The 22206-nt window shown below is 48.8% G+C and carries 20 protein-coding genes and 1 tRNA gene; 3 read left to right on the top strand and 18 right to left on the bottom strand.

Annotated elements, in window-relative coordinates; genetic code table 11:
* The first annotated feature begins 41 nt into the window (after positions 1 to 41).
* A complete protein-coding gene (locus GS535_RS05720) occupies positions 42 to 1058 on the top strand; it encodes an alpha/beta fold hydrolase (RefSeq protein ID WP_160791180.1) in 1017 nt (338 codons plus the stop codon).
* A 7-nt stretch (positions 1059 to 1065) separates the two neighbouring features.
* Here GS535_RS05720 and GS535_RS11145 read toward each other — a convergent pair whose 3' ends face one another.
* A complete protein-coding gene (locus GS535_RS11145) occupies positions 1066 to 2562 on the bottom strand; it encodes a DNA recombination protein RmuC (RefSeq protein WP_160791179.1) in 1497 nt (498 codons plus the stop codon).
* Between the two features lie 136 nt (positions 2563 to 2698).
* Between GS535_RS11145 and GS535_RS05710 the strand changes: the two genes are divergently transcribed.
* Positions 2699 to 2775: transfer RNA gene (locus GS535_RS05710), tRNA-Arg, on the top strand.
* A 56-nt stretch (positions 2776 to 2831) separates the two neighbouring features.
* On the opposite strand, the gene GS535_RS05705 is transcribed toward GS535_RS05710, so the two are convergent.
* The 7 genes from GS535_RS05705 to GS535_RS05675 all read right to left on the bottom strand — a co-directional run bounded on the left by GS535_RS05705 (position 2832) and on the right by GS535_RS05675 (position 10655).
* Positions 2832 to 4358, bottom strand: coding sequence for an LA2681 family HEPN domain-containing protein (locus GS535_RS05705; protein ID WP_160791426.1), 1527 nt, complete (start codon positions 4356 to 4358; stop codon positions 2832 to 2834).
* A 140-nt stretch (positions 4359 to 4498) separates the two neighbouring features.
* Positions 4499 to 5917: a mannose-1-phosphate guanylyltransferase/mannose-6-phosphate isomerase gene (locus GS535_RS05700; RefSeq protein WP_160791178.1), complete on the bottom strand. Its 1419-nt coding sequence runs from the start codon at positions 5915 to 5917 to the stop codon at positions 4499 to 4501.
* Between the two features lie 115 nt (positions 5918 to 6032).
* The gene (locus GS535_RS05695; protein ID WP_160791177.1) at positions 6033 to 6584 is read right to left on the bottom strand and encodes a glycosyltransferase family 1 protein; all 552 of its coding nucleotides are present in this window, start codon (positions 6582 to 6584) and stop codon (positions 6033 to 6035) included.
* A 474-nt stretch (positions 6585 to 7058) separates the two neighbouring features.
* Positions 7059 to 7241 (bottom strand): hypothetical protein, encoded by a 183-nt coding sequence (locus GS535_RS05690; RefSeq protein ID WP_160791176.1) that lies wholly within the window; start codon positions 7239 to 7241, stop codon positions 7059 to 7061.
* Between the two features lie 91 nt (positions 7242 to 7332).
* Entirely contained in the window at positions 7333 to 7809 is a 477-nt protein-coding gene (locus GS535_RS05685) for a J domain-containing protein (protein WP_160791175.1), read from the bottom strand.
* Between the two features lie 104 nt (positions 7810 to 7913).
* On the bottom strand, positions 7914 to 9158 hold the full coding sequence (locus GS535_RS05680) for an MFS transporter (RefSeq protein ID WP_160791174.1): 1245 nt from the start codon (positions 9156 to 9158) through the stop codon (positions 7914 to 7916).
* Positions 9159 to 10199: 1041 nt separating this feature from the next.
* Positions 10200 to 10655: a hypothetical protein gene (locus tag GS535_RS05675; RefSeq protein WP_160791173.1), complete on the bottom strand. Its 456-nt coding sequence runs from the start codon at positions 10653 to 10655 to the stop codon at positions 10200 to 10202.
* A 230-nt stretch (positions 10656 to 10885) separates the two neighbouring features.
* Between GS535_RS05675 and GS535_RS05670 the strand changes: the two genes are divergently transcribed.
* Complete coding sequence (locus tag GS535_RS05670) at positions 10886 to 12244, top strand: L-serine ammonia-lyase (protein ID WP_160791172.1); 1359 nt, start codon at positions 10886 to 10888, stop codon at positions 12242 to 12244.
* On the opposite strand, the gene GS535_RS05665 is transcribed toward GS535_RS05670, so the two are convergent.
* From GS535_RS05665 to GS535_RS05620, 10 genes are all read right to left on the bottom strand, one after another.
* Positions 12218 to 12553, bottom strand: a complete 336-nt coding sequence (locus GS535_RS05665; protein WP_160791171.1) for a putative quinol monooxygenase — start codon at positions 12551 to 12553, stop codon at positions 12218 to 12220. The two genes, GS535_RS05670 and GS535_RS05665, sit on opposite strands and share 27 nt — an antisense overlap.
* Before the next feature lie 74 nt (positions 12554 to 12627).
* Positions 12628 to 14757, bottom strand: a complete 2130-nt coding sequence (locus tag GS535_RS05660) for a M3 family metallopeptidase (protein WP_160791170.1) — start codon at positions 14755 to 14757, stop codon at positions 12628 to 12630.
* A 99-nt stretch (positions 14758 to 14856) separates the two neighbouring features.
* Entirely contained in the window at positions 14857 to 16116 is a 1260-nt protein-coding gene (locus GS535_RS05655) for a glycoside hydrolase family 28 protein (protein ID WP_160791169.1), read from the bottom strand.
* Positions 16117 to 16161: 45 nt separating this feature from the next.
* Positions 16162 to 16518: a hypothetical protein gene (locus tag GS535_RS05650; RefSeq protein WP_160791168.1), complete on the bottom strand. Its 357-nt coding sequence runs from the start codon at positions 16516 to 16518 to the stop codon at positions 16162 to 16164.
* A 12-nt stretch (positions 16519 to 16530) separates the two neighbouring features.
* On the bottom strand, positions 16531 to 17025 hold the full coding sequence (locus GS535_RS11140; protein WP_160791167.1) for a chemotaxis protein CheD: 495 nt from the start codon (positions 17023 to 17025) through the stop codon (positions 16531 to 16533).
* Positions 17022 to 17411, bottom strand: coding sequence for a response regulator (locus tag GS535_RS05640; protein ID WP_160791166.1), 390 nt, complete (start codon positions 17409 to 17411; stop codon positions 17022 to 17024). The genes GS535_RS11140 and GS535_RS05640 overlap by 4 nt, the downstream gene beginning before the upstream one ends.
* Before the next feature lie 106 nt (positions 17412 to 17517).
* Entirely contained in the window at positions 17518 to 18564 is a 1047-nt protein-coding gene (locus tag GS535_RS05635) for a chemotaxis response regulator protein-glutamate methylesterase (protein WP_160791165.1), read from the bottom strand.
* 3 nt (positions 18565 to 18567) lie between these two features.
* The gene (locus GS535_RS05630) at positions 18568 to 19410 is read right to left on the bottom strand and encodes a protein-glutamate O-methyltransferase CheR (protein WP_160791164.1); all 843 of its coding nucleotides are present in this window, start codon (positions 19408 to 19410) and stop codon (positions 18568 to 18570) included.
* A 10-nt stretch (positions 19411 to 19420) separates the two neighbouring features.
* On the bottom strand, positions 19421 to 19933 hold the full coding sequence (locus GS535_RS05625; RefSeq protein WP_160791163.1) for a chemotaxis protein CheW: 513 nt from the start codon (positions 19931 to 19933) through the stop codon (positions 19421 to 19423).
* Between the two features lie 33 nt (positions 19934 to 19966).
* Complete coding sequence (locus tag GS535_RS05620; protein WP_160791162.1) at positions 19967 to 22198, bottom strand: chemotaxis protein CheA; 2232 nt, start codon at positions 22196 to 22198, stop codon at positions 19967 to 19969.
* Between the last annotated feature and the right edge of the window lie 8 nt (positions 22199 to 22206).

The raw sequence follows: 22206 nt of genomic DNA, 5'->3' as shown, positions 1-22206 counted from the left end.
CTATACTCATCAATAATGCTGCCATGATAAGCGACTTCCTAATGGTTTCAAAACGCCTTTCTTCACTTCGTCATTTTTTGCGCTTCTTCCCCCTCTGCGCCGCGGCCAGCTGCGCACACGTACCACCCCCATCGCATTTCCGCCATACGGCCCAAGAGGCTGCGCTCATCCCCGCAGACACCCACCTAACGATGAGCGATGGGGCCTCTATTCCTCTACGCTTTTACCCTTCGCCTGCACTTCAAAAACCACGCGCAGTTATTCTGGCCTTTCATGGATTTGGTGACAGTCGAGACGCGTGGGAGAGCATGGCACCAACCTTTAACACCCAGAATATCCTTATCATCGCGCCTGATGCGCGCGGTTTTGGCCAAGCCACTGTCCCTCATCAGTGGAGCAGCACCGCACGTATGCGTGCTGATGCAACAGAAGAACTCGCTTGGGTGCAACAACATTGGCCCCATACCCCTCTCTATCTCATGGGAGAAAGTATGGGCGGGGCAACAGCCTTGCTGCTAGCAGCCCAACCCAGCACGCCCTTTTCCGTCAGAACCATCTTGCTCGCCCCGGCCACGGTCGATATTGGCCAACCTTTGCAAGCGATCCTCGATGGTTGGGCACTTCTCACCCCCAATGAACGCCTCACAGGAGCCCACATCCCCGGCCATCGCCGCATTGCGACCGACAATCTCGCCGCTCTGCGCCGGATGTTTTTTGATCCCCTCACCCAACATGGCACCACTGTTCGGGCGCTTGATGGTCTAACCCACCTCATGACGCAGGCCCTTCAGGACGCTCCCTTTGTACGAACCCCCGTGCTGCTGATTTACGGCAGTAATGACCAGTTCGTCCCCCCCTTTTCCACACGCGCCTTGCTCCAGCGCCTCCCCGCAACAGCGCGCTTTGACTCCATTGATGGCGCGCACCATCTCCTTACGCGTGACAAACGAGGCGTGAGTGACGATATTCTCGCATGGATCAACAACCCTGAAGCGTTTCTCCCCTCTGGTGGAGACTTCGCCGCCACGCAATGGCGTTGGCTCTACGAAAGCCAGTGACGTTCTCTTATAATAAGCGCTCTTCATCCTCCGACGCATCAAAGGAGTGCCCTAGATCATATGGAAGCCCTCCATGGTTTGAGCTTTCCTCTGGCTGTTCCAGCGTTTCCACCCGCTTCAAGTTGCGTTCAACAGCGCGCGTTCTCCGCCCGGCTTCTTCCACCGTGCGTCGTGCGGTATCAAGCTGCTTGCCCAGCTTTTCCCAGACCTGTCCGTATTTCCCAAACTCAGCCTTCGCCGCACCCAGCACATGCCACACTTCGCTTGAACGCTTTTCGATCGCGAGGGTGCGGAACCCAATTTGCAGGCTGCTCAATAAAGCTGACAACGTCGTTGGCCCTTGCACAATCACACGGTGGTCTTTTTGTAGCTGACGGATCAGACCAGGTCTGCGAATAACCTCCGCAAAAAGCCCTTCTGTTGGGAGATACATAATAGCGAAATCAGTCGAATAAGGCGGATGCACATAATGCTCGCAAATTTTTTTCGCTTGAGCCTTCACCACGCGTTCTAATGCTTTGCCTTCACGTTCTGTTGCCTCAACATCGCCACTCTCTTGCGCGTTAAGGAGACGATCATAATCTTCGTAAGGGAACTTTGCGTCTATCGGGAGCCAAACAGGCTGATCATCATGCTCTTTCCCCGGTAATCTAACGGCGTATTCCACAACCTCTGTGCTGGTTGGAGGAATATGCACATTACTTTGATATTGCTCAGCCGTCAGCATATCCTCAAGCAACATCCCAAGCTGCACTTCTCCCCAGCCACCGCGCGACTTTACGTTACTCAGAACACGTTTGAGGTCTCCCACCCCCGTTGCGATCGACTGCATTTCACCTAGCCCTTGATGAACCTGCTCGAGGCGGTCACTCACCAGCCGAAAGGATTCACCGAGGCGCTTTTCGAGAGTGCCCTGCAGTTTTTCTTCCACCGTCGCGCGCATCCGCTCAAGTTTTTCCGCATTATCACGCTGCAAGTTAGTCAACGCCCCTGACACGGTCTCACGGAGCTTCTCCTGCGCCGTCGCGTTCACCTCAATCAGCGAGCTCACCTTGTCGGTGACTTCCTTCAGAGAAAAACGCACATCATCAAAGCCCTTCTCTTGCCCTGCGAGCAAGCGATCAGATAGCCCTTGCACCGCCTCATTCATCTCTTTCAGACGCGATGTCTGCGCACTGGAAAAGCTTTCCACATGACGCTGTAAAGCCTCTTCTAAATGCCTTCGCCCTTCCATCGCCTCCCGTCGCATGGCAGAAAGCTGCTCAGCTTGAAATTTTCCCAATTCTCCAAAAGATGTCTGTGTTTTGTGATACTGATCCTGCAAAACGCTGCGCACATCCTCCCGCGCAAAACGCCCCTCTTCACGCAAAGCAGCGGGAAGCTGTTCGATAGAAGCCAAATATCGTGTATCAAGCGGTGATGGTGTTGTTTTGCGCAACGAAAGAAACACATTCACGATGAGAAGAATAATAATGACAATTAATAAAATGAATTCTATGCTCACCGTTTACACTCCCATACGTATTGCCTGCGCTTTATAAGAGTATAACATTTTCTCAAGGTACTTATTCATAACAGCAGCAGTTTTTCTCACAGAAGGGCTGGCCAAATCTCCTCCAACACGATAAAAGGACGCCCATGGACTCGTAGCTCAGCTGGATAGAGCGCTGCCCTCCGAAGGCAGAGGTCGCGCGTTCGAATCGCGCCGGGTCCACCATCCCCCTTTTCGCTTTTACCTACTTACGTAGAATTATAGTCTAAACTTATCAAAAGCTAAAAATCTCTCTTATAGTTTGGCAATTGCTGTTCTAACAAAATTTCGTCGCTCGTCTCACGCCGGGTCTGCTCGTTCTGGGCTATTGCCAATACAAGTAATTGTATAGCAGAACGCGAAATACGTAACGCTTGTAAAGCTTCCTGTAAAAATGGCTCATAGAGGTGTCTATCGATTTCATTATGATGCTCATGAGAATCGAATAAATAATCATGCAATATAATAAACCGATGTGTAGCAGCATTGCGTATCTTTTTATGAGAATTTAATATGCCCACATTACGAGTATAGTCTCCTGAAAGCTCAATTAAGCCATAAAGAGCACGCACTCCCGAACGAATTATGTTCTCAACCTTTTTTCTCAAGGGCCTTTTCTTTGTTATCTTATCAGGAGCGGCACGCCATAATGTTCCGAAAGACACTTTACCCGCAACTTCTCCTAAATCGAAATAATGATTAGCGACTACTGCTACTTTATCTAACAAGTCCAATACAGCGCGGTGCGCTAATATAAAGGCGGAAACATCAGGCCCGTACATAGCGCCATCGAACGTATCCGCAAACCCTTCTACAACAGACCAATGATGCCGATCAAAAGCACGCCATGTAAGATCACGTGCTAAAATGAAGTCACTTTTTAATACATTAAACATACTAAATATAGGCGGCGTACCCTCAAATCGTGACAGAGGATATCTCATAGCAGGAAGCGTAAGCCAATCTAACTCTTCTAAATTATTGTCAGTAACCTCCAACGTCGGTGCTAAAGCCAGACGTTCATCCTTAATCCACCGAATAAATGGATCTTTACAAGCTGTTTGCGTTGGAGGTTCGGGCCATTTCTGTGCGAAATCTAAAATCTTTTCGGCCGCCTGAGCTCCAGTATAGGACACAACCTGATCATGATTGATGCGTATAATCTGAGCCAGTCTAGCAATTTGCTCAAAAGTAGCATCCGAACTACATCCATGAAAATGAAGCCATAATAAACTTTGTGCCGCACAATATGCGGCAACCCCATTTCGAGGATCAGTCTTCAATGCAAAAAACCATGCATCATGAGCTTCTCCGTAACGATAGCTAGCACTTAATTCATTGCCCATATTTGTTAATATTTGCGTTTTTAATTCATTATCAATATCGTCTTTTTTTACGGCCTCCCAAAAATATTGCCGAGCCTTAGCACGGTCTTCTCTCGTCTGTTCTTGATGATCTAACCATTGATCATTGTGAGGAGGAAAGCCAACGGTAGCGCTTATGCCATTCCCCAAATTATAAGCATTATTCCCGGTGGGACATTGCATATATACTTCGTAAAATAACGTAAGGCCTTCTTGAATGACCTCTGTCTGACGTGTTATTTTTCCTCCATCTACTAAGATGCTACCTTTTAGCACTTTAAGCTGTACAGAAAGACGATTATCCTCAGAAATATTGATACACTGAGCTTGTTTAATGGCTTCTGAGGGATCAGTATCGAGCAATCCTCTTAAAGAGAATGCAAATTCATTGAAATCAAGGTCCATAGAAGACAATATAAACGATTTTTATATCAATAGATACTCTTTAAAAATTACATCTTATTTTCCGATATATAGTCTTTAATAATTACACAGTAAGAACGCTCTCAACCAAACGACTGCCAATTGAGAGCGTCCTGCGAATGTCAACGCTGATACACATCCTGTAAGCGTACGATGTCATCCTCTCCAAGATAAGAACCAGATTGAACCTCGATTAACACAAGCGGAATACGACCCGGATTTTCAAGGCGATGGACGCATCCTAATGGCAAGTAAATACTCTCATTTTCACGCACGAGCACATTTTCATCATCCCGTGTCACAAGGGCGGTGCCTTCCACAACGACCCAATGCTCAGCACGATGAAAGTGTTTCTGTAATGAAAGCTTTTCCCCAGGGCTCACCTGAATGCGCTTAACTTGAAAGCGCTCTCCTTTATTGAGGCTTTCATAGAAGCCCCACGGACGGTACATGCGCACATGCTGCTCTGCTTCAGGGCGCCCCTCTTTTTTGAGCCGTTCAACCATTTTTTTAACATCTTGTGCCCGGTCTCGATGAGAGACCATCACAGCATCACGTGTTACGACGATAATAAGATCGTCTACACCTGTAACCGTTGTAACGGCTCCTTCTGAATGCACGTAACAATTATGGGCGTGATCTAGAAAGACATTTCCATGCGCTGCATTGCCATCACCATCTTTATGGGTTAGCTCCCACACGGCATCCCAACTTCCCACATCCATCCACTCAAAAGAGGCAGGAACCACAGCAGCACGCGTGGTTTTTTCTGCAACAGCATAATCAACCGAAATTGATGGAGCGCGACTAAAAGCTTCTTCATCCAGCCGCACAAAACCAAGGTCTGAGCCACTAGAAGATAGAGAGCTTTTAACCGCATGATAGATATCAGGAGCAAGCAATAAAAGCTCCTCCAGAAAAACACGAGCACGAGCAATGAACATGCCTGAATTCCACAAATAATGCCCGTATTTCAGAAAATGCTCTGCAGTTTCTGCATCAGGTTTTTCTAAAAACCGTGCAATCTGATAAACATTATCCGTATTTTCTACAGAAGAACCTTGCTCTATATAGCCGTAACCTGTCTCTGGTCGATTAGGCTGCATGCCAAATGTTACGATATAATCACGCTCGGCTGCTTGCTTGGCTTGAAAGAGGGCTGTCGCCAATGCATCGAAATTTTCAATCGCAGCATCAGCAGGCATAAACCATAAAACAGCATCTGGGTCTTTATCAGCTTGCCAAAAAGCTGCTGCTGCCATCGCAGCCGCAGAGTTGCGAGCGACTGGCTCTAATATAATACTGGCATCTTCAACAGCGAGTTGCCTTAGCTGCTCCGCCGCAATAAAACGATGATCCCTATTGGCTACTACAATAGGTGGCGCCGTGACGCCAATCTGTTGCGCACGTTGTACTGTTTCCTGAAAGGGGGTTTCCTCTGACAAAATCGGACAAAACTGCTTCGGATACGCCTTCCGTGACACGGGCCAAAGCCGACTTCCAGAACCGCCAGACAGGATAACAGGTACCACCATACACATAAAATCGCCATTTTCTAGAAAACACAACTATGTCATTTAACACTCCCTTCCATATTTGATAATCATCTAAATAATATTCATTCTTACAATCCACGAAAATATAATGAGCAAAGGATTATGATAATACATCATGATAAAAATGACGTAGCCGCCCTTGATAACGCTCAATATTAAAATATTCGCACCGCTCCAATCCTCTTTTTTGAAGTCGGGAACATAAAGCATCGTCTTGATCTAGAATCATGATACCATCACGAATAGATGACACATCGTAGGGCTCCACTAACAAAGCAGCATCACCCGCAACTTCACCTAAAGCTCCTCTTTTTGAGGTTAAAACAGCCGTTCCTTGGCTAAAAGCTTCAAACACAGGAAGCCCGAACCCTTCTGCAATGGAAGGGAACAGCACAGCTCGTGTCTGCCTAATCAACGCAAGAAGCTCCTCTTCGGGAAGGTAGGGAATATGCACAACCCGACCACTCTCTAGTGCCTTTGGCAAAAGGCGCAGTTCTTCATCTTGCTTCCAACCATGAGATCCCACTAGCACGAGAGGGCGTTTGGCAGGAGACGCGAGAAAAGCCTCCAACAGACGACCGATATTCTTTTTAGGTTCCAACTGCCCGAAGAAGAGATAATAATGACCTGCACTCAACCTAAATTTTTTCATAACCAAGTCATCTTTTACCCTCTCGTCCCCATGCGTTTGGTGAGGTACGTGCGCTTGATACGTATTAAAGACCTTACCATTACTTTCTGGAAAAAGACGTATGATATCACTCTTAGACGTTTCTGATACCGTGCAAATTACCGCAGAATCTTGCGCAATTTTCCTAATCATTTTGGAATAAAGAGGAAGATCATCTAAGGTTGTCTCAGGCATTATTACAGGGACAAACCGTCCTGTCTTTCGAAAAAACCTTGCGCTACACGAAAAAGATGGGGGACGTTGAAAACTCCTACCCCCGATGGAATATTTCTTTGATAGCCTTGAGCGTGTTTCTCATCAGTTACAGGAACAGAGACCGCTTTGTGCCCTATAAAATGATGAAGCGTCTCATACAACCAAAAAGGATGAGGACAGCGCGGTCGTGGTGCCCCAACATCATTATGAGCTAAGCTATTGAAAAAATGTTCTTCTCTTTTATGCCGCGGTATATAAGGGGGGGGCAGGCAAACCATAAAGAGCATCCACCTGAGCCCCCATCCCCTGCAAAGTTGCCGCCAGCACACGTGCATAAGTCGCGACCCCCGTGCCACGACTAAGTGCTAGATTAAGGCCATCAATACCAATCTTTACATCAGACAATTCAGACAATTCAGACATAAATAACCATTCCCCACTTCACTTTTGCAATGCACGTAACATGTTGATAGATAAATATCTCCACATTATTCAATACTACCATCACAAAACCCTATTTATGCCGTTCCTCAATCCTCTGAAAGGCCCTATTAATAATCTGAAAAAGAAGTTTCGAGCCATTACCGTGATCTGGATGGAAAAAACGCAAATATTGCCGTCTTTTTTCTCGAATAATGTTAAAATCTGCTGTCCGTGAAACGCCCAGAACATCATAAGGATTTAACATATCGGGGGTAAATTGACGTTGTTCTTGATGATGAAACCGCCTCAACTCTTCTTTTAAACGAAAAATTTCGGATCGCAGCGTATTAATTTCTAATGCTTTATCCTCTTTTGCAATATCAACCGCCTCCTGCGGAGTTTTTGCGGTAATAGACGAGTAGAAATGCCTAAAAGCATAATCATATGGGCGGAATCCTTGTTCTACATAGATATCCAAAAAACCCATATCATTCTGACTATTATCAAGGACAGCCAGCCATATGTCTTCTCTTTCCAAAACGACATAACGCCGTGTCCGCTCAGTCATCTGATATCCTTTAATGCAATGAAGCAGCCCAGCACTGTCTTCACATTTTATAATCCTCGATCAATTCTGCCAAGGTGCCTGTCTTTTAAAGATACAATAGCCAATCAGTTGTTAACAGCGGTCATATCCTCCGCTTCTCCTCCCTTCAGGAAGATAAGCGCAAGCGCTGCCATATCAACAAGATAAAGGCACGCCAGTAGGCTAATCGTTACACTAAAACCAATATGCTCGGCTAAAATACCGATGATAACTGGCCCAAAACCACCAACCATCCGGCCTGCATTAAACAACACGGTCTGAGCTGTTGCACGTACAGCGCGCGGATAAAGTGTGCTGATCAAAGCGCCATAACCGCCAATCATCCCATTAACGAAAAAACCCATCACGGCGCCACCGATTAACAAGGTAAGAGGCGTATGAAGCATTGCATAGACAACGACCATGACAGCTGCCCCCATCATCCAGAACCGGAATGCCCGTTTTTGGCCGATACGATCAGCAACATAACCAAAGACCATCATACCAGCGATCATCCCCAGTATTGTCACTGCCGTCCACAGTCCTGAACGTGTCGTGCTATAGCCTAACGTGCTGTTCAAATAATTGGGCAACCAAATCATCACCCCATAATAACCAAAGTTTTGAATAGCACAGATCAGGAACACACCAAGCGTTGTGCAGCATCGTCTTTTATCAGCAAAAAAAGCGTACAGAACGGCCTTTGTCCCTTCCCCAGAAGAATTATCATTTCTCACAGGCTCAACCATGCCATTACGGAAGCCATAGGCTACGAGAGCTGGGACAGCACCGAGGGCAAACAAACCCCGCCAACCGACGAGGGGGAGAAGCAAAGGCGTTAACAGCGCTGCAGCCAAGACACCTAGCTGCCATCCTAACCCAACATAAGACGATGCGCGCGTACGATACGCCGCAGGCCAGCTCTCAGCGACGAGTGCCATCCCTATTCCGAACTCTCCCCCGAGCCCAATCCCGGTAATCACGCGATAACAAAGCAAGTCCCAATAACCATAGGCAAGAGCACTTAGCCCTGATGCCACAGCGAAAAGTAAAATACTCCAAGCGAGCACCCGTACACGTCCGAGACGATCAGACAGCGCCCCGAAGAAAACCCCTCCGATAACCGTCCCCAGCAATGTAGCCGTTACGAGAGATGCTGTTTGTACAGGAAGAAGGTGCAGATCCTGAGATAAAACAGGAATCATAAACCCCATGACCAACAGGTCGAACCCATCCATCATATACCCAACAGCAGAACCGAAAACAGCTTGCCATCGTTGCGCGCGGGAAGAGCGAAACGACGGTGGCATCAACTGAGCATCACAAGGCATAAAGGCACGTTCCTTCACATGAGGTCACTTGCTTCTACCCTGTTTTCACACAAAAGAAAAAACACTGCCGTTTAACCAAGCCAATGTTTCGATTCATGCAATGAATAATCCTATAGGTCAGCTTATTGAGACCCTCTTCAGGAGGTTATAAATGAGCGCTCTGACGAGAAACATCGTATTTTCTAAGTCATGTTGGCAGTAAATTTGCTCCAGAGCCTTGTAGGGGCGTGATTGAAAAACTCATGAGAGAAAGGGCTGTCTTGTCATATCAAAAAGCGATGCGTCAGAACCGCACGAGCTATTGAACATCGCTCAATGTAGTTACGGCCTTTACGTGATGGAATGACATGGGCAAGAGCGCATGGATTCGCAATATCTGTCGGAAATTGTCACTGTCTTGCCTCGAACGACCAGCATAGCTTTCGGGTTTGAAACAGACAGCTCCATCAAGCCGAACGTGCCCAGCGTCCACATTCAGGAAGCAAAAGTGAGTCGGTGATCGCCACCCATTCTAGAATTATCGAATCACTCTCGTGTTATGCCTGTTTTTCCGCCCGTTATCTTTTCACGTAGGGAATAAATCAGATTTTTAGAAAATCGCATGGATCTTTTGTCAACGTGACCTAAATAGATCGCTTTATATCACTACGCGTATTAAACACTGCCAGAAAAGCATTTCAGCGGACAAATCTTCTGACTGTTGGTTATGGATCGATAGGTAAAAATTCAGTAAATCACCGTATCATTCTCTTCCTGAGATGCACTCAGTCCCAACATCCACATACATCATTTAAGGATCATCCGATAGACTACAGCTCTCCACCCTAACAAACCCCAGCTTATCCGATCCCCGTTAACGGGGTGCATCACACAAGCTGGAGTAAATTGTAGCAAACCAAGCTCTCTCTTCAGCTTTTTTATCTGAAAACAGCTTACTCAACACGGCAAGAGCAGCTACTTTTTCTGCTCCGTAGGTTTGTGAACGATGCTTTCTATCGCTATCCCACAAACCCACGTTTCACATCAAATAAGCGTGCCTGCTCAATTCTCGATCTCAAAGTTTACACCTTGCAGCCCAGCTGCCAAACGTGCACCCGTCGCCTTAGACGTCAACTTCAGACGAACACCATTACTGTTTTTCAAAAGAGAGGCGCCAACCCCCTTCGACATCGTCGCTTCCGCTGTCACCGCTCCATAGGCGCCATCAAAATCACGAAGATGTTTGAGGTTATACACCTCCCCTTCGGCTTTTAACGATGAGTAGCCAAGCGAAACCGCGTTTCCACCCTTGATCTTAAAACGGTATGTGTGATGACCATAGGTAAGCTTCCCCTCTCCCCATGTATAACCAACACCTAAATCAGCTGAATGAGTTTCAAAGCTCACATGGCCCACAGGCTTTGCGGGCATTTCTCGCGCCAAAGCAGGGCTCGAGACCAACATCGCCGCCACAGCCCCTGATACAAGCGCATTCATTCGCGGGAATACCATTGTCATAACACCATACTCCTCACCTATTTTGTATCCTTAGACATGGAGCTATGCGAGGTCTTTTGCAATTATTATCACAATAATGTGTTTTCTTCATATCGCGCGGGACAGTCAGCTTATGTGACAACATGATGACAGATCAATACGATATAAAAATAAATTTTAACCCCTTATAAAACTAGTGCTACCGTCCCATAAAGTGAGGAGACCATCGCACCGACGGAGAGCTGCTTCTCATGATTAGCCTATTCGATCTCTTTAAGATTGGTATTGGCCCTTCCTCTTCCCATACAGTCGGCCCGATGAGGGCCGCTCATCGTTTTGCTGAAGAACTTCCACCAAATTTTCCCGTTGCTCGCCTTGTCATCACACTCTATGGCTCTCTCGCCCTTACAGCCGACGGGCACGGCACTAGCCGTGCTGTATTGCTTGGCTTAACAGGAGAAACCCCTGAGACAGTAGATCCTCATGCCGCTCAGCAGATCATCAAAACGGTTACGAAAGAAAATCAATTAACTCTTCCCCATCACTCTATCGCCTTTAACCTTGAAACAGACCTCATTCTTGATACCTCTGTCACGCCTCCCATCCACCCCAATACACTGCAATTTGAAGCGTTCGACAGCAACGACACTAGTCTTTTCAAGCAACGTTATTGCTCCGTTGGAGGCGGGTTCATTACCTCCGAAGAAACCGCTCAAACAACCTCCTATACCCTTCCTGATGGGCCGTTTGAGTTCCAGAGTAGCCAAGAGCTTCTCCATCATGTCCGCGAGAACAACATGACCATCGCTGAGATCGTCATGGCCAATGAATGCGCTCTTCGCCCACAACATGAGGTGAACGCTTACTTAGACCGTATTGACCACGTCATGATGAGCTGCGTTGAAGATGGACTACACCATACGGCCCCTCTCCCCGGCCGTCTTAATGTTAAGAGACGTGCTGCCGAGCTTTATCACAAACTTGAAAAAGACCGCGGCAATAACCAGCCTTCACCTCATCGCGTTATGAGCTGGATTAGCCTTTTTGCTATGGCGGTGAATGAAGAAAACGCTGCGGGAGGGCGTGTGGTTACCGCTCCCACAAATGGCGCCGCAGGCGTTATCCCCGCTGTGCTGCGCTACCTTCACGATTTCTGTCCAGAAAACTCGCGCAATACACGTCGAACGTTTCTTCTCACCGCCGCCGCTATCGGCGGTCTTTTTAAGCTTAACGCATCCATTTCTGGTGCTGAAGTCGGCTGCCAAGGGGAAGTAGGCGTTGCCTCTTCTATGGCCGCAGGTGGCCTTACCGCCGCACTAGGCGGAGAAGCCGTCCATATTGAGAATGCCGCTGAAATCGCCATGGAACATCATTTGGGAATGACATGCGACCCAGTCGCGGGACTCGTACAAATCCCTTGCATTGAGCGGAACGCCTTTGGTGCCGTCAAAGCGGTAAACGCAACCTCACTCGCGATGCATGGAAACGGCACGCATTATGTATCGCTTGATCATGTCATCCGCACGATGGCGGAAACAGGCCGGGACATGAACCACCGCTATAAAGAGACCTCGCTTGGCGGGCTAGCAGTCAACGTCCCCGAATGTTGAGGCCTTTACGTCATTTTGGCGTTCATGTAACCGCACACGACGTGTAACGATATTCAAGCGTTTTAAGGCAGCTGAGAATTCTGCAAAATGGGGGGCTTTTTCATGCTCCTCAAATGCTGCCTTATCTTTATAGATCTCGTACAATACAATGACATTGGGCTCATCTTGCGGTGTCAAAATCACAAAATCCAAGCAACCCGGCTCATCGGTAACGGAACGTTCTGCATCAGAATGGCAAACATCTAAAAATGACTGGAACGTCTCAGCCGTCGTTTCAAACTCTGCAATTACGGTGAGAGAATTAGACATACACATATTCCTTCTTTTCCCTGTTACGGGAGCGCCACTGTCACGCCTCTGGCAGCTCCCGTCAACCTATTCCGTTAGGGTGTCATGCCTTCCATGAGCCCACGATGGCGCAACATGGGCTCAATATCAGGGTTTTGACCATAAAAGGCCCGGAACATTGTACCGTAATCCTGCGTATGACCTTGCGAGAGAATCAAGTCACGAAAACGCTGCCCATTGGCCCGCGTGAGTCCACCATGTGCGCTGAACCACGCAAAAGCATCCTGATCAAGCATTTCTGTCCAGAGATATGCATAATAGCCCGCCGCATACCCATTAGACCAAATATGAAGGAACGTGCTGGATCGGTACCGTGGCGGTACCTGGGCTACATCCAACCCCATCGACCCAAGCTCCTGCGCTTCAAACATGTCCACCTTCTGGCGTGGTGCAATGGCAGACAGCCCATGCCAACGCAGATCAAGCGTTGCTGCGGTGACAATCTCGCCCAGCGCATAAGACTGGTCGAAATGTGCCGCTTTCTTCATCTTTGCCACTAAAGCCTCTGGGATCGGCTGGCCCGTTTGATAATGCCGCGCATAATGAGCGAGCACTTTTGGCTCAAAAGCCCAATTCTCATTAAACTGGGACGGGAATTCCACAAAATCACGCGCAACATTGGTGCCTGATAGCGTCGGATAAGTCTGGTTAGCAAACAGCCCATGCAATGCATGCCCAAATTCATGGAACATCGTCACCACATCATCTGAGGTAATCAGCTGTGGTTGACCTGCAGACGCTTTGGCAAAATTTGCCACATTATAAATCACGGGCTTCGTGCCAAGCAGATGAGATTGCCCAACGAAATTGGACATCCACGCACCACCTGACTTCGTGTCACGCTTAAAATAATCAAAATACATCAAGCCCAGCGGGCTATTATCGTGGTCAAATACCTCATAAACCATCACATCGGGATGATAGGTTGGGATGTCATGGCGTTGCTTAAAATGCAGCCCATAGAGCTGTTCCGCTGCATAGAAAACACCATCAGTGAGGACATGATTAAGCTCAAAATAGGGCTTTAGCTCATCTTGATTAAACGCAAATTTCTCACGTTTAACCTGTGCAGCATAATACGGCCAATCCCATGGCTGGAGCGTGCCTGTTTGCTTATCGTGCTCCATCGCCTTCTGTAAAAGCGAGGCTTCACGTTTTTGAGCTTTTGCTAAAGCCGAAACAAGCTGCTGCATAAACCCCGTCGCCGCCTCGGGTGTTTTGGCCATTTGGTCATACAGCACGTAGGCCGCATAGTTCGGATAGCCAAATAAAGCCGCCTTCTCCGCTCTCAACTGCGCTAGCTCCGCAATAATTGCCCGTGTATCATGAGCGTCCCCTCGTTCAGCCCGCGTCCAGCTCGCCTCAAACAAAGCCTGCCGCGTCGTGCGGGACTGTAGAGCCTCAAGCTCGGGCTGTTGCACCGTGTTTTGCAAACTCAGCAAAAACTTCCCGGGATGATGGCGGTCTGAAGCTGCCTTCTGAGCGTTCTTTATCGTTGCGTCATCTAGCCCAGCAAGTGCCTCTCTCTGATCCACCACAAGCGCACCATCACGCGCCGCCGCTACGAGGCGCTGCTGATAGGCGGATTCAAGCTCGGCCTCACGTTTATTAATCGCCCGTAACCGTGTCTTCTTCGCAGGAGACAGCAAAGCCCCCGCATGCACGAATTGCTGGTAATAAACCTCTAAAAGCTGAGATTGCTCCGCATTCAGCCCAAGAGTGGCTCGTTGGTCATACAGTGCCTTAATCCGCGCAAAAAGACGCGCATTAAGGTTAATCTCATCTTGATGCTGGGCAAGACGTGGTGCTTCCCGGCTCTGCACACGATCCAACACAGGAGTACTATTGGCCTGATACACCCCAAAGAATGTTTCCGTCACGCGGTCTAACAAACGCCCTGACTTTTCAAGCGCAACAATCGTATTCTCAAAGCTCGGCGCCTCCTTGCTCCTCGCGATCGCATTGACCTCATGAAGGTGATCCGCCATTCCACGTTCAAAGGCCGGCTGATAATCGCTTTCCTTAATCCGATCAAAAGCAGGCGCCTGATAGGGATAGGGGCTAGGCTGGAAAAAGGGATTGGCAGAGGCAGCGTGAGCTGCACCAAAGGAAAGAGCTCCCATTGATGCAACCCCAGCAAGAAGAAGCCATCGTTTTAGACGCATGGTGGTACCCTCACAGCGGCGGATCGAGAAAAAACAACTATTGTTTATTCGAAACAATACAGCAACCCTCCCCCACACCATTAGGACAATTTTAAATGATTATTGAGGGAAAGGGAGCCATGCCCCCGTACAATCAAAAATCTTTGTCTGCTCCCCACTCGCTGAAACAACCGGGGTGAGCGTTGCGTAATTTTGCTTTAAAGAAACGCCAGTCACGACAGCATCTCTTAAAAAAACGCTCATCATGTGCTTTGCGTCATAACCATTAAACACGGCCTCTCCGCCAGAACCTCTGAGATGATCTAAAGCGATATTCCGATAAACGGGAATCAAATTTCCCCCATCACGCCCCTCATAGTGCGTGTCAAAAAAGATCGGCCAGCGATTAGAACGAAGACATATATTTTCGTACGTCACGTTCTGTACCTCACCTCCTCGGGTTGTATCACTCTTTATCCGCAATCCCGAAGTTGTGCCGTCTAATGCCAGATTCTTCACTAAAATATGCTGCACACCGCCTGCTGTTTCACTGCCTATCGACAGGCCATGTCCCCAATAAAAATGGTTATCCGTCAAAGAGATATAATGGCTGCCTCCACCATTCGCCCCAGCTTTGATAGCCACATTATCGTCTCCTGTGCGGATGAAGCTATGCGCAATCGTCACATCCTCTGCTGAGGCAGGATCAATCCCATCTGTATTCCGTGCGTCAGCTGGAGCATCAATCACGACCCCCCAAAAGGTTGCTCCACGCACGTGATCCGCCATAACATGGAAATTGGCCGCATTTTGTAACGTAATATGGTAGAATGTGACATTACGTGCATGATCAAGCACAATAAGACGTGGGTTATTCTGCTTTGACCCAACTTGCTGCGCCTGACGCGCTATCTGCCACCACGAAACAGGCTGCCCATCAATAAGCTGGCCGCCTTGACCATCAATGCGACCTTCCCCGACAAGGCCGCCCCCATCTGTGTGGTCAAACGTCAGAAAAGGCCGGCAGCTTTTGCCGTCATGATCCAACATGCCGCACATTCCAGTGCCACGATCATACGCCAGTGGGTTGGTCGTCGCATTAAGGATAGCCCCACGATCCAACCATAGAAAGACCCCTGTCGAAACAGTCAACGGGTCGCTTACATAGCGCCCCTTTGCAAAATGGACAGCCTGCCCAGCGGGACAATGGTCAATGACAGATTGAAGCCTTGCCTGATCAGCCGGCGTGACCGTCGCACAAATATGCTGAGGATAATGAGGCTCCCCAACCTGCCGCCGGTCTTGCGCATGGGCCTGAGAGACCATGCTGACCGCTAAACATAGTAAAAACACGCGTCCCACGTTTAGACGTCTCATCATGTTTGCCTCTACCCTTTTATAACGCAAAAGGCTTCTCTCTCATGGTTAGAAGAACGTTACCTCATCCCCTTTATCAGCTGGGTCTGTTGCCATCACTCCCTTGAGATGATCCACAACATGACTCAACCTGACATCCTTAATGAGGCCTTTCAGTAACCAGACTGGATCATTCCCCTCTGCAAGCTGTGCAGAAACAGCCTCTAGAACCGTTTCAACCGCTTCAACCTCTTGCGTGGCCGCATCCAAAGTTTGAAGCTGTTCTAACTGCTTACCCGTGACAGTCCCTGTCTGAACCGTCTCCGAGACAACGCGCTGGCTTTCCTGAAGGTGAATACGCGCATCATGCGCAATATCAGCCAAACGTGCGAGCAATGTCGAACTATGCACTGTGGTCTTTGGCATTTCTCATCCCCTTCAATATTCCAACCCTTGCGGCAATTTCCGAACGGGTGCTGTGGCTTGCAACACTTTCCCTGTTGTCGGCCAAAAGCGAATACGACGCGCATGTTGTCCGCCAAAACTGTAGGAGACGCACTCAATATTCTTCTTCTGAAGATAACTCAAAAGAAAGCGTACATTCTCTTGCCCAATATCACCGAATTTAGAATGAAGAGCCGCCCCACCAAACGCTTTACACACTAAATTACCGCGTCGTCCTCCTGCCTGCAGCACTTTCTCAATAAGGCAATCCATCGCGTTTGCCCCATAAAGATATGCAGACTCGTTGTGACTATGACCATATGCTCCGCCCGGGATGAGGAAATGGTTCATCCCCCCGACAGCCGCATAGGTATCGTACAAACACACCGAAACACAGGAGCCAAGAAGTGTGCCAAAGACGACCGCTGGATCATCTGAAACAACGACATCCCCTTGGACAATCGTGACGATATTAAGCCCAGCAATCACCGAATAGGCCCAAACACCTTCTCTAGAGCTTCCTTAAGTTTGGCAACCGTATAGGGCTTCGCAAGGAAATTATTCACCCCTGCGGCCACAGCTTCCTGCACCAACCCGGCATTAGCCTCGCCTGTTAGGATAATGAAAGCCGATTTTTTCGTTTTAGGGTTCGCACGCACAGCCTTCAGAAGTGCCAGCCCGTCCATCTCCGGCATGTTGAAATCAGAAATAATGAGATGCGTTGGATTGGCCTCTAAATACTCTAGGGCTTCTTTCCCATCTTTACGCTGCGCAACACCTTGGAAACCAAGCGAGGCCATATGGCTTGCAAGAACTTGGCGAATAGATTGTTGGTCATCCACAATAAGAGCGCGAATTTGTGAAGCGGATGGCATAGTGTCACCTTTCTGCTTTCTAGACGGTAATGATACATAAAAGTTGAGGCAAACATGTGTCTCAGCGTGTTAAAACAACCAAGAGCACATTGCACGGGATGATTTTTTAAAGATGCATAGCCACCCTCGCGATCTCTTTTAATGGAGCAGTACGCCCCGCCGCTCCAATTTCTGTTGCGACACGCGGCATACCATAAACCACAGAAGATGCACGGTCTTGTGCAATAGTCTGTGCTCCATGCTCCCTCATCTCCAAAAGCCCCTGGGCACCATCTCGGCCCATCCCTGTCAGGATAATCCCCAAGGCATTTCTTCCCACATGACGGGCTACTGAAGAGAACAACACATCAACAGAAGGACAGTGTCCTCCCACAGGAGGAGCGGCCACAAGACGCGTCATCACAAACTGCGGCCCACCTTCTACCGTCACATGGCGCTCACCGCCTGGCGCAATCCGCACCATCCCCGGCGCCAATACTTCCCGATCATGCGCTTCTGCTATGGATAAATGAGGGATGAGACTATCCAGCCGTGACGCAAAACTCGCCGTAAAAAGGGGTGGCATATGCTGGCAAATAACGACAGGGGGGCTCCCTGCAGGGAAGCCTTTGAGCACTTCCTCCACGGCCTCCACGCCACCGGTAGAAGAGCCAATGGCTATGACATCAAAGAGCGTTTTCCAAACACCCGTGACATGAGCATGAGGCCTATCATCGGCAGGTTTGCGTGTTTTTATACCCCCACCGCGATGCCCCGGATGAGAAGAAGCCGCCTCCAGCAAAATACGTCCTAATCCAGCAAACGCCTCCCCCGCACCGCCAGACGTTTTTTTCGGAAAACACTCAAAGGCACCCATTTGCAGCGCCTTAATCGCCACATTAGCCCCCTGAGCTGTCAGACTAGAAACCATCACGACGGGAATAGGACGCAGGCGCATAATCTTTTCAAGAAACTGCAACCCGTTCATACCCGGCATTTCCACATCCAAGGTAATGACATCGGGCTGATCTTGCACAATGATATCACGCGCCTCAATAGGATTAGCAGCCTCACCAATCACTTCAAGATCGGGATATTTCAGCAAGGAGCGCTTGATGAGTTCTCGCGCTGTTTTTGAATCATCAACAATGAGTACCCTAACACGCTTCTGCATCACTTAAGCCCTTTTGATGTAAATCGTGGGAGCGACCGCCTCAAGACCACAGTCGCGCATGTTCTCAACACGTTCAGAATGACCAACATACAGAAAGCCACCTGGGACGAGCCGGCCTGCAAGCCTTTTCCACAGCGCATTGCGTGTTTCATCGTCAAAATAAATGACAACATTCCGACAGAAAATCACGTCAAATGATCCATGAAAAGGCCATACACGATTTAGGTTTAACGGCTTAAAAACCGGCAAACGCCTAATTTCTCCCGTCATGCGGAAACCACCAACACCATTCGGCTCCATAAATTTACGCCGCATATGATCTGGCACTGTCTGCACTTCTTCAGCAAGATACTGACCTGCTTGGCCAAAGTTAACCACCGAATGGTTAATATCTGTGGCGAGGATCTTCATATCCAACCACGGGGCATCGGATATTTTATCAACAACCGACATCGCCATGCTCCACGCCTCTTGCCCCGTAGAGCATGCTGCCGACCACATACGACAACGCCCTCCAGAACGAAGCGTTCGACTCATGTGCGGAGCAACATGGTCTTCCAGATGTTCAAAATGGCTTTTCTCACGAAAGAACTGCGTCACATTCGTTGTTAGAACGCAGATAAGCTCCTGCATTTCTTCCATACCATCAGGCGAGCTTACATAATCAAGATAGGTGCCAAAAGACTCCTTCCCTGTTGCCCGAATACGACGTGACACGCGAGAGAACACAAGGCTCCGCTTAGAAACAGGCAAGCTAATACCTGCTTCTCGCAAAGCAATAGTTTGCACACGCTGGAAGTCATGCTCCGAATAAGAAAAATCACCCGCTGCATCTGGAAACGACATCAGACTTCCCTCACGACAGGGCTGTCGGGGTCGTTGCCGTCCCGGCTGCTTCCTGCCCTAAAAGCTGAGAAATGACCGAATCAAGCTGCAAAATGCGGATGACACGCTCCCCAACAGTTACCAAACCGCTCAGTTCCGCCGCGCCACCTTCTACGGAAATCGGCTGAACATCACTCAAAAGAATGTCAGTAATGCCCACGACACCATCGACGAGGAGGCCGCATGTTGTCTGTTCGTCCGACTCAATAACAATCACGACCCGGCGTTCATTATCCGTTTGGGCAGGCACATCAAGATATTTTGCCAAATTCACCACAGTCACAATATTCCCACGGATATTGATAGCTCCCTCTACATAAGGCAAGCAATGTGGCAAATATGTAGGCTTTTCATATTCTCTGATCTCTTTAATGCTCAAAATAGGAATGCAATATTCCTGATCACCTATCACAAAGATAATCATCTGTTCTTTATGACCTGCAGTGCCATCTGTGTCGGGCTGAACTGGCTGCTTTTCGTCCACGAATTTATCCTTCCTTATTGCCTTCACGCACTATTATGCAGCATTTCTGACAAGCTGCTCCATCGCTCGTGTGTCAACACGCTTTGTCGTTGCGGCAATCAACGTCGATATGTCTAAAATCAGCGAAACACTTCCATCACCCAAAATGGTTGCTGCCGAAATCCCTTCAATCCGACGATAATTCTTCTCAATACTTTTAATCACTACCTGTGCTTGGTCACGGATACCATCCACAACCAAAGCAGCACGTGCCCCCGCTTCGTTTTCTACGATCAAAACAATGAGCTGATCCTCTTGCTCGGTACGTTTGGCTGCTGATTTCTCTTTTTGCTCAATCCACGGTAGCGTCAGCGCATCAGCAAGATAGATCAGGGGAATACAACGCCCCCTCACCAAGATCACACGGGTGCCATCTGGAATAACATGAATCTCCTGCGGCACCTTCACGGTCATCAGCTCCACAACGGACGTCACCGGCACCACCATGGTTGAACCGCGACATTCAATCAGCATCCCATCCAGCACAGCCAACGTCAGCGGCAAGCTCAGGCTAAAGAGTGTTCCTTCCCCTGGCGTACTTTTAATGGAAACGTGCCCTCCAAGATTTTGAATAGCCTGTTTCACCACATCCATGCCAACACCACGACCTGAAAGGTCTGACACTTTCTCCGCCGTCGAAAAGCCCGGTGCAAAAATCAGCTCATTTACTTCATCTTCAGTCAATTGAGCGTCAGGAGCCACGATGCCTTTTTGCACCGCAATCTGAAAAACCCGCTCCCGATTAATCCCACCGCCATCATCTTTAATATCAATGAGAATACGCCCAGAACGATGATACGCGGATAGCCATATCGTGCCTTGCTCAGATTTCCCCGCTTCACGCCGTTTTTCAGGGCTTTCAACGCCATGATCCACTGCATTGCGCAGCATATGGGTAAGAGGATCGGTCAAATTCTCGATCAAGGTACGATCGATCTCCGTCTCTTCTCCTTCCAAGACCAGCGCAATATCTTTTTTCGCCAAGTTGCTAGCCTCACGCACAACCCTGTGCATGCGTTGAAACACACTACGAACAGGCTGCGCCCGCACGGCCATCACAGCATCCTGAATATCGCGCGTCAGTGAACGCATCACGGAGAGGCTTTTTAAAAGCTCCTGATTGTCTAACGCACCGCTTTTTTCCAAAACGGACTCCAAGGATGCTTGGCCGATAACCATCTCACCCACCATATCCATCAGCATCGAAATTCGATTAAGATCGACACGGATAGAGGGGCTTTGTTCAGCCTTTTTTACATGCTTTGCGGTTTTTTTCTCTTCCTTAGGCGCCACCTTTGGCGCAGGCGTTGGAGCAACCGTCTCCTTCTGAGGTTGGGCCGGCGGCGGCTCTTCCTCAGACGCAGGCTCTTCCTCCAACGGTGGAAGAGAGCCATCTCCCCCTCCATCGGGGCCATTCCCCCCTGTCGTCGTAATCGTTAGGTCGCACACATCATCAACCCAATCGAAAACTTCACGAATCTGCTCTTCAGTCACCTGCCCATCGGCCTGCGGAACCGTGACTGTCCACGACAAGAGCGCTTCTTCAGCGGGAAGCTCGTTCAATGATGCTGGTAACTTTTCCTGATCGCACACGACATGGAAGCCATCCTGATGCTCCTCTGGAACGAGCTCTTTTAGCCCAAGCAACAGATTCCGCGCATCATCCCCACGCACATAGAGGTCACTATGCGGTGTAAACTGAACGGAGAAATCACCACCCTCAGCATTCTCCTCTGGCTCGTCGAAATCAAATCCGCCAAAATCAAACGCAACGGGCTCGAAGTTCTCCGGCACAGGAGAAGTTTCCGACGAAGCTGGTTCCTCCGGCCCATTGCCCATCTCAATAATGGACTTCAGCTTTTTAATATTATCGTCAATGCGCTCATCATCGACGGTATCACCCGTACCTTTCGCTTCAGCGACAAGGTCGCTTAAAACGTCCATTGCTGAAAAGAAGATACGAACAATCTCGTCATTCGGCACCACCGTCTCGGAACGCAAGCAATCGAGGGCGCTTTCATACGTATGCGCAAAACGGACTAAACGCTCCAGACCAAACGACGCAGCCCCTCCTTTGATCGAATGCGCAACCCGGAAAATCGCATTAATCGTTTCCTTACTGGCATCGTCATCAGAAAGCTCACCCAGCCCGCGCTCAAGCTCGGGCAGGAGCTCGTCACATTCCTCAAAAAAGATTTTGAGGATATCGTCCATCTCGTCGCTCATATCGCCCG

Source organism: Saccharibacter sp. EH611, from assembly GCF_009834765.1.
Taxonomy (GTDB): domain Bacteria; phylum Pseudomonadota; class Alphaproteobacteria; order Acetobacterales; family Acetobacteraceae; genus Saccharibacter.
The sequence above is the reverse complement of the archived record's forward strand: the minus strand, read 5'-3'. Positions and strand labels throughout refer to the sequence as shown.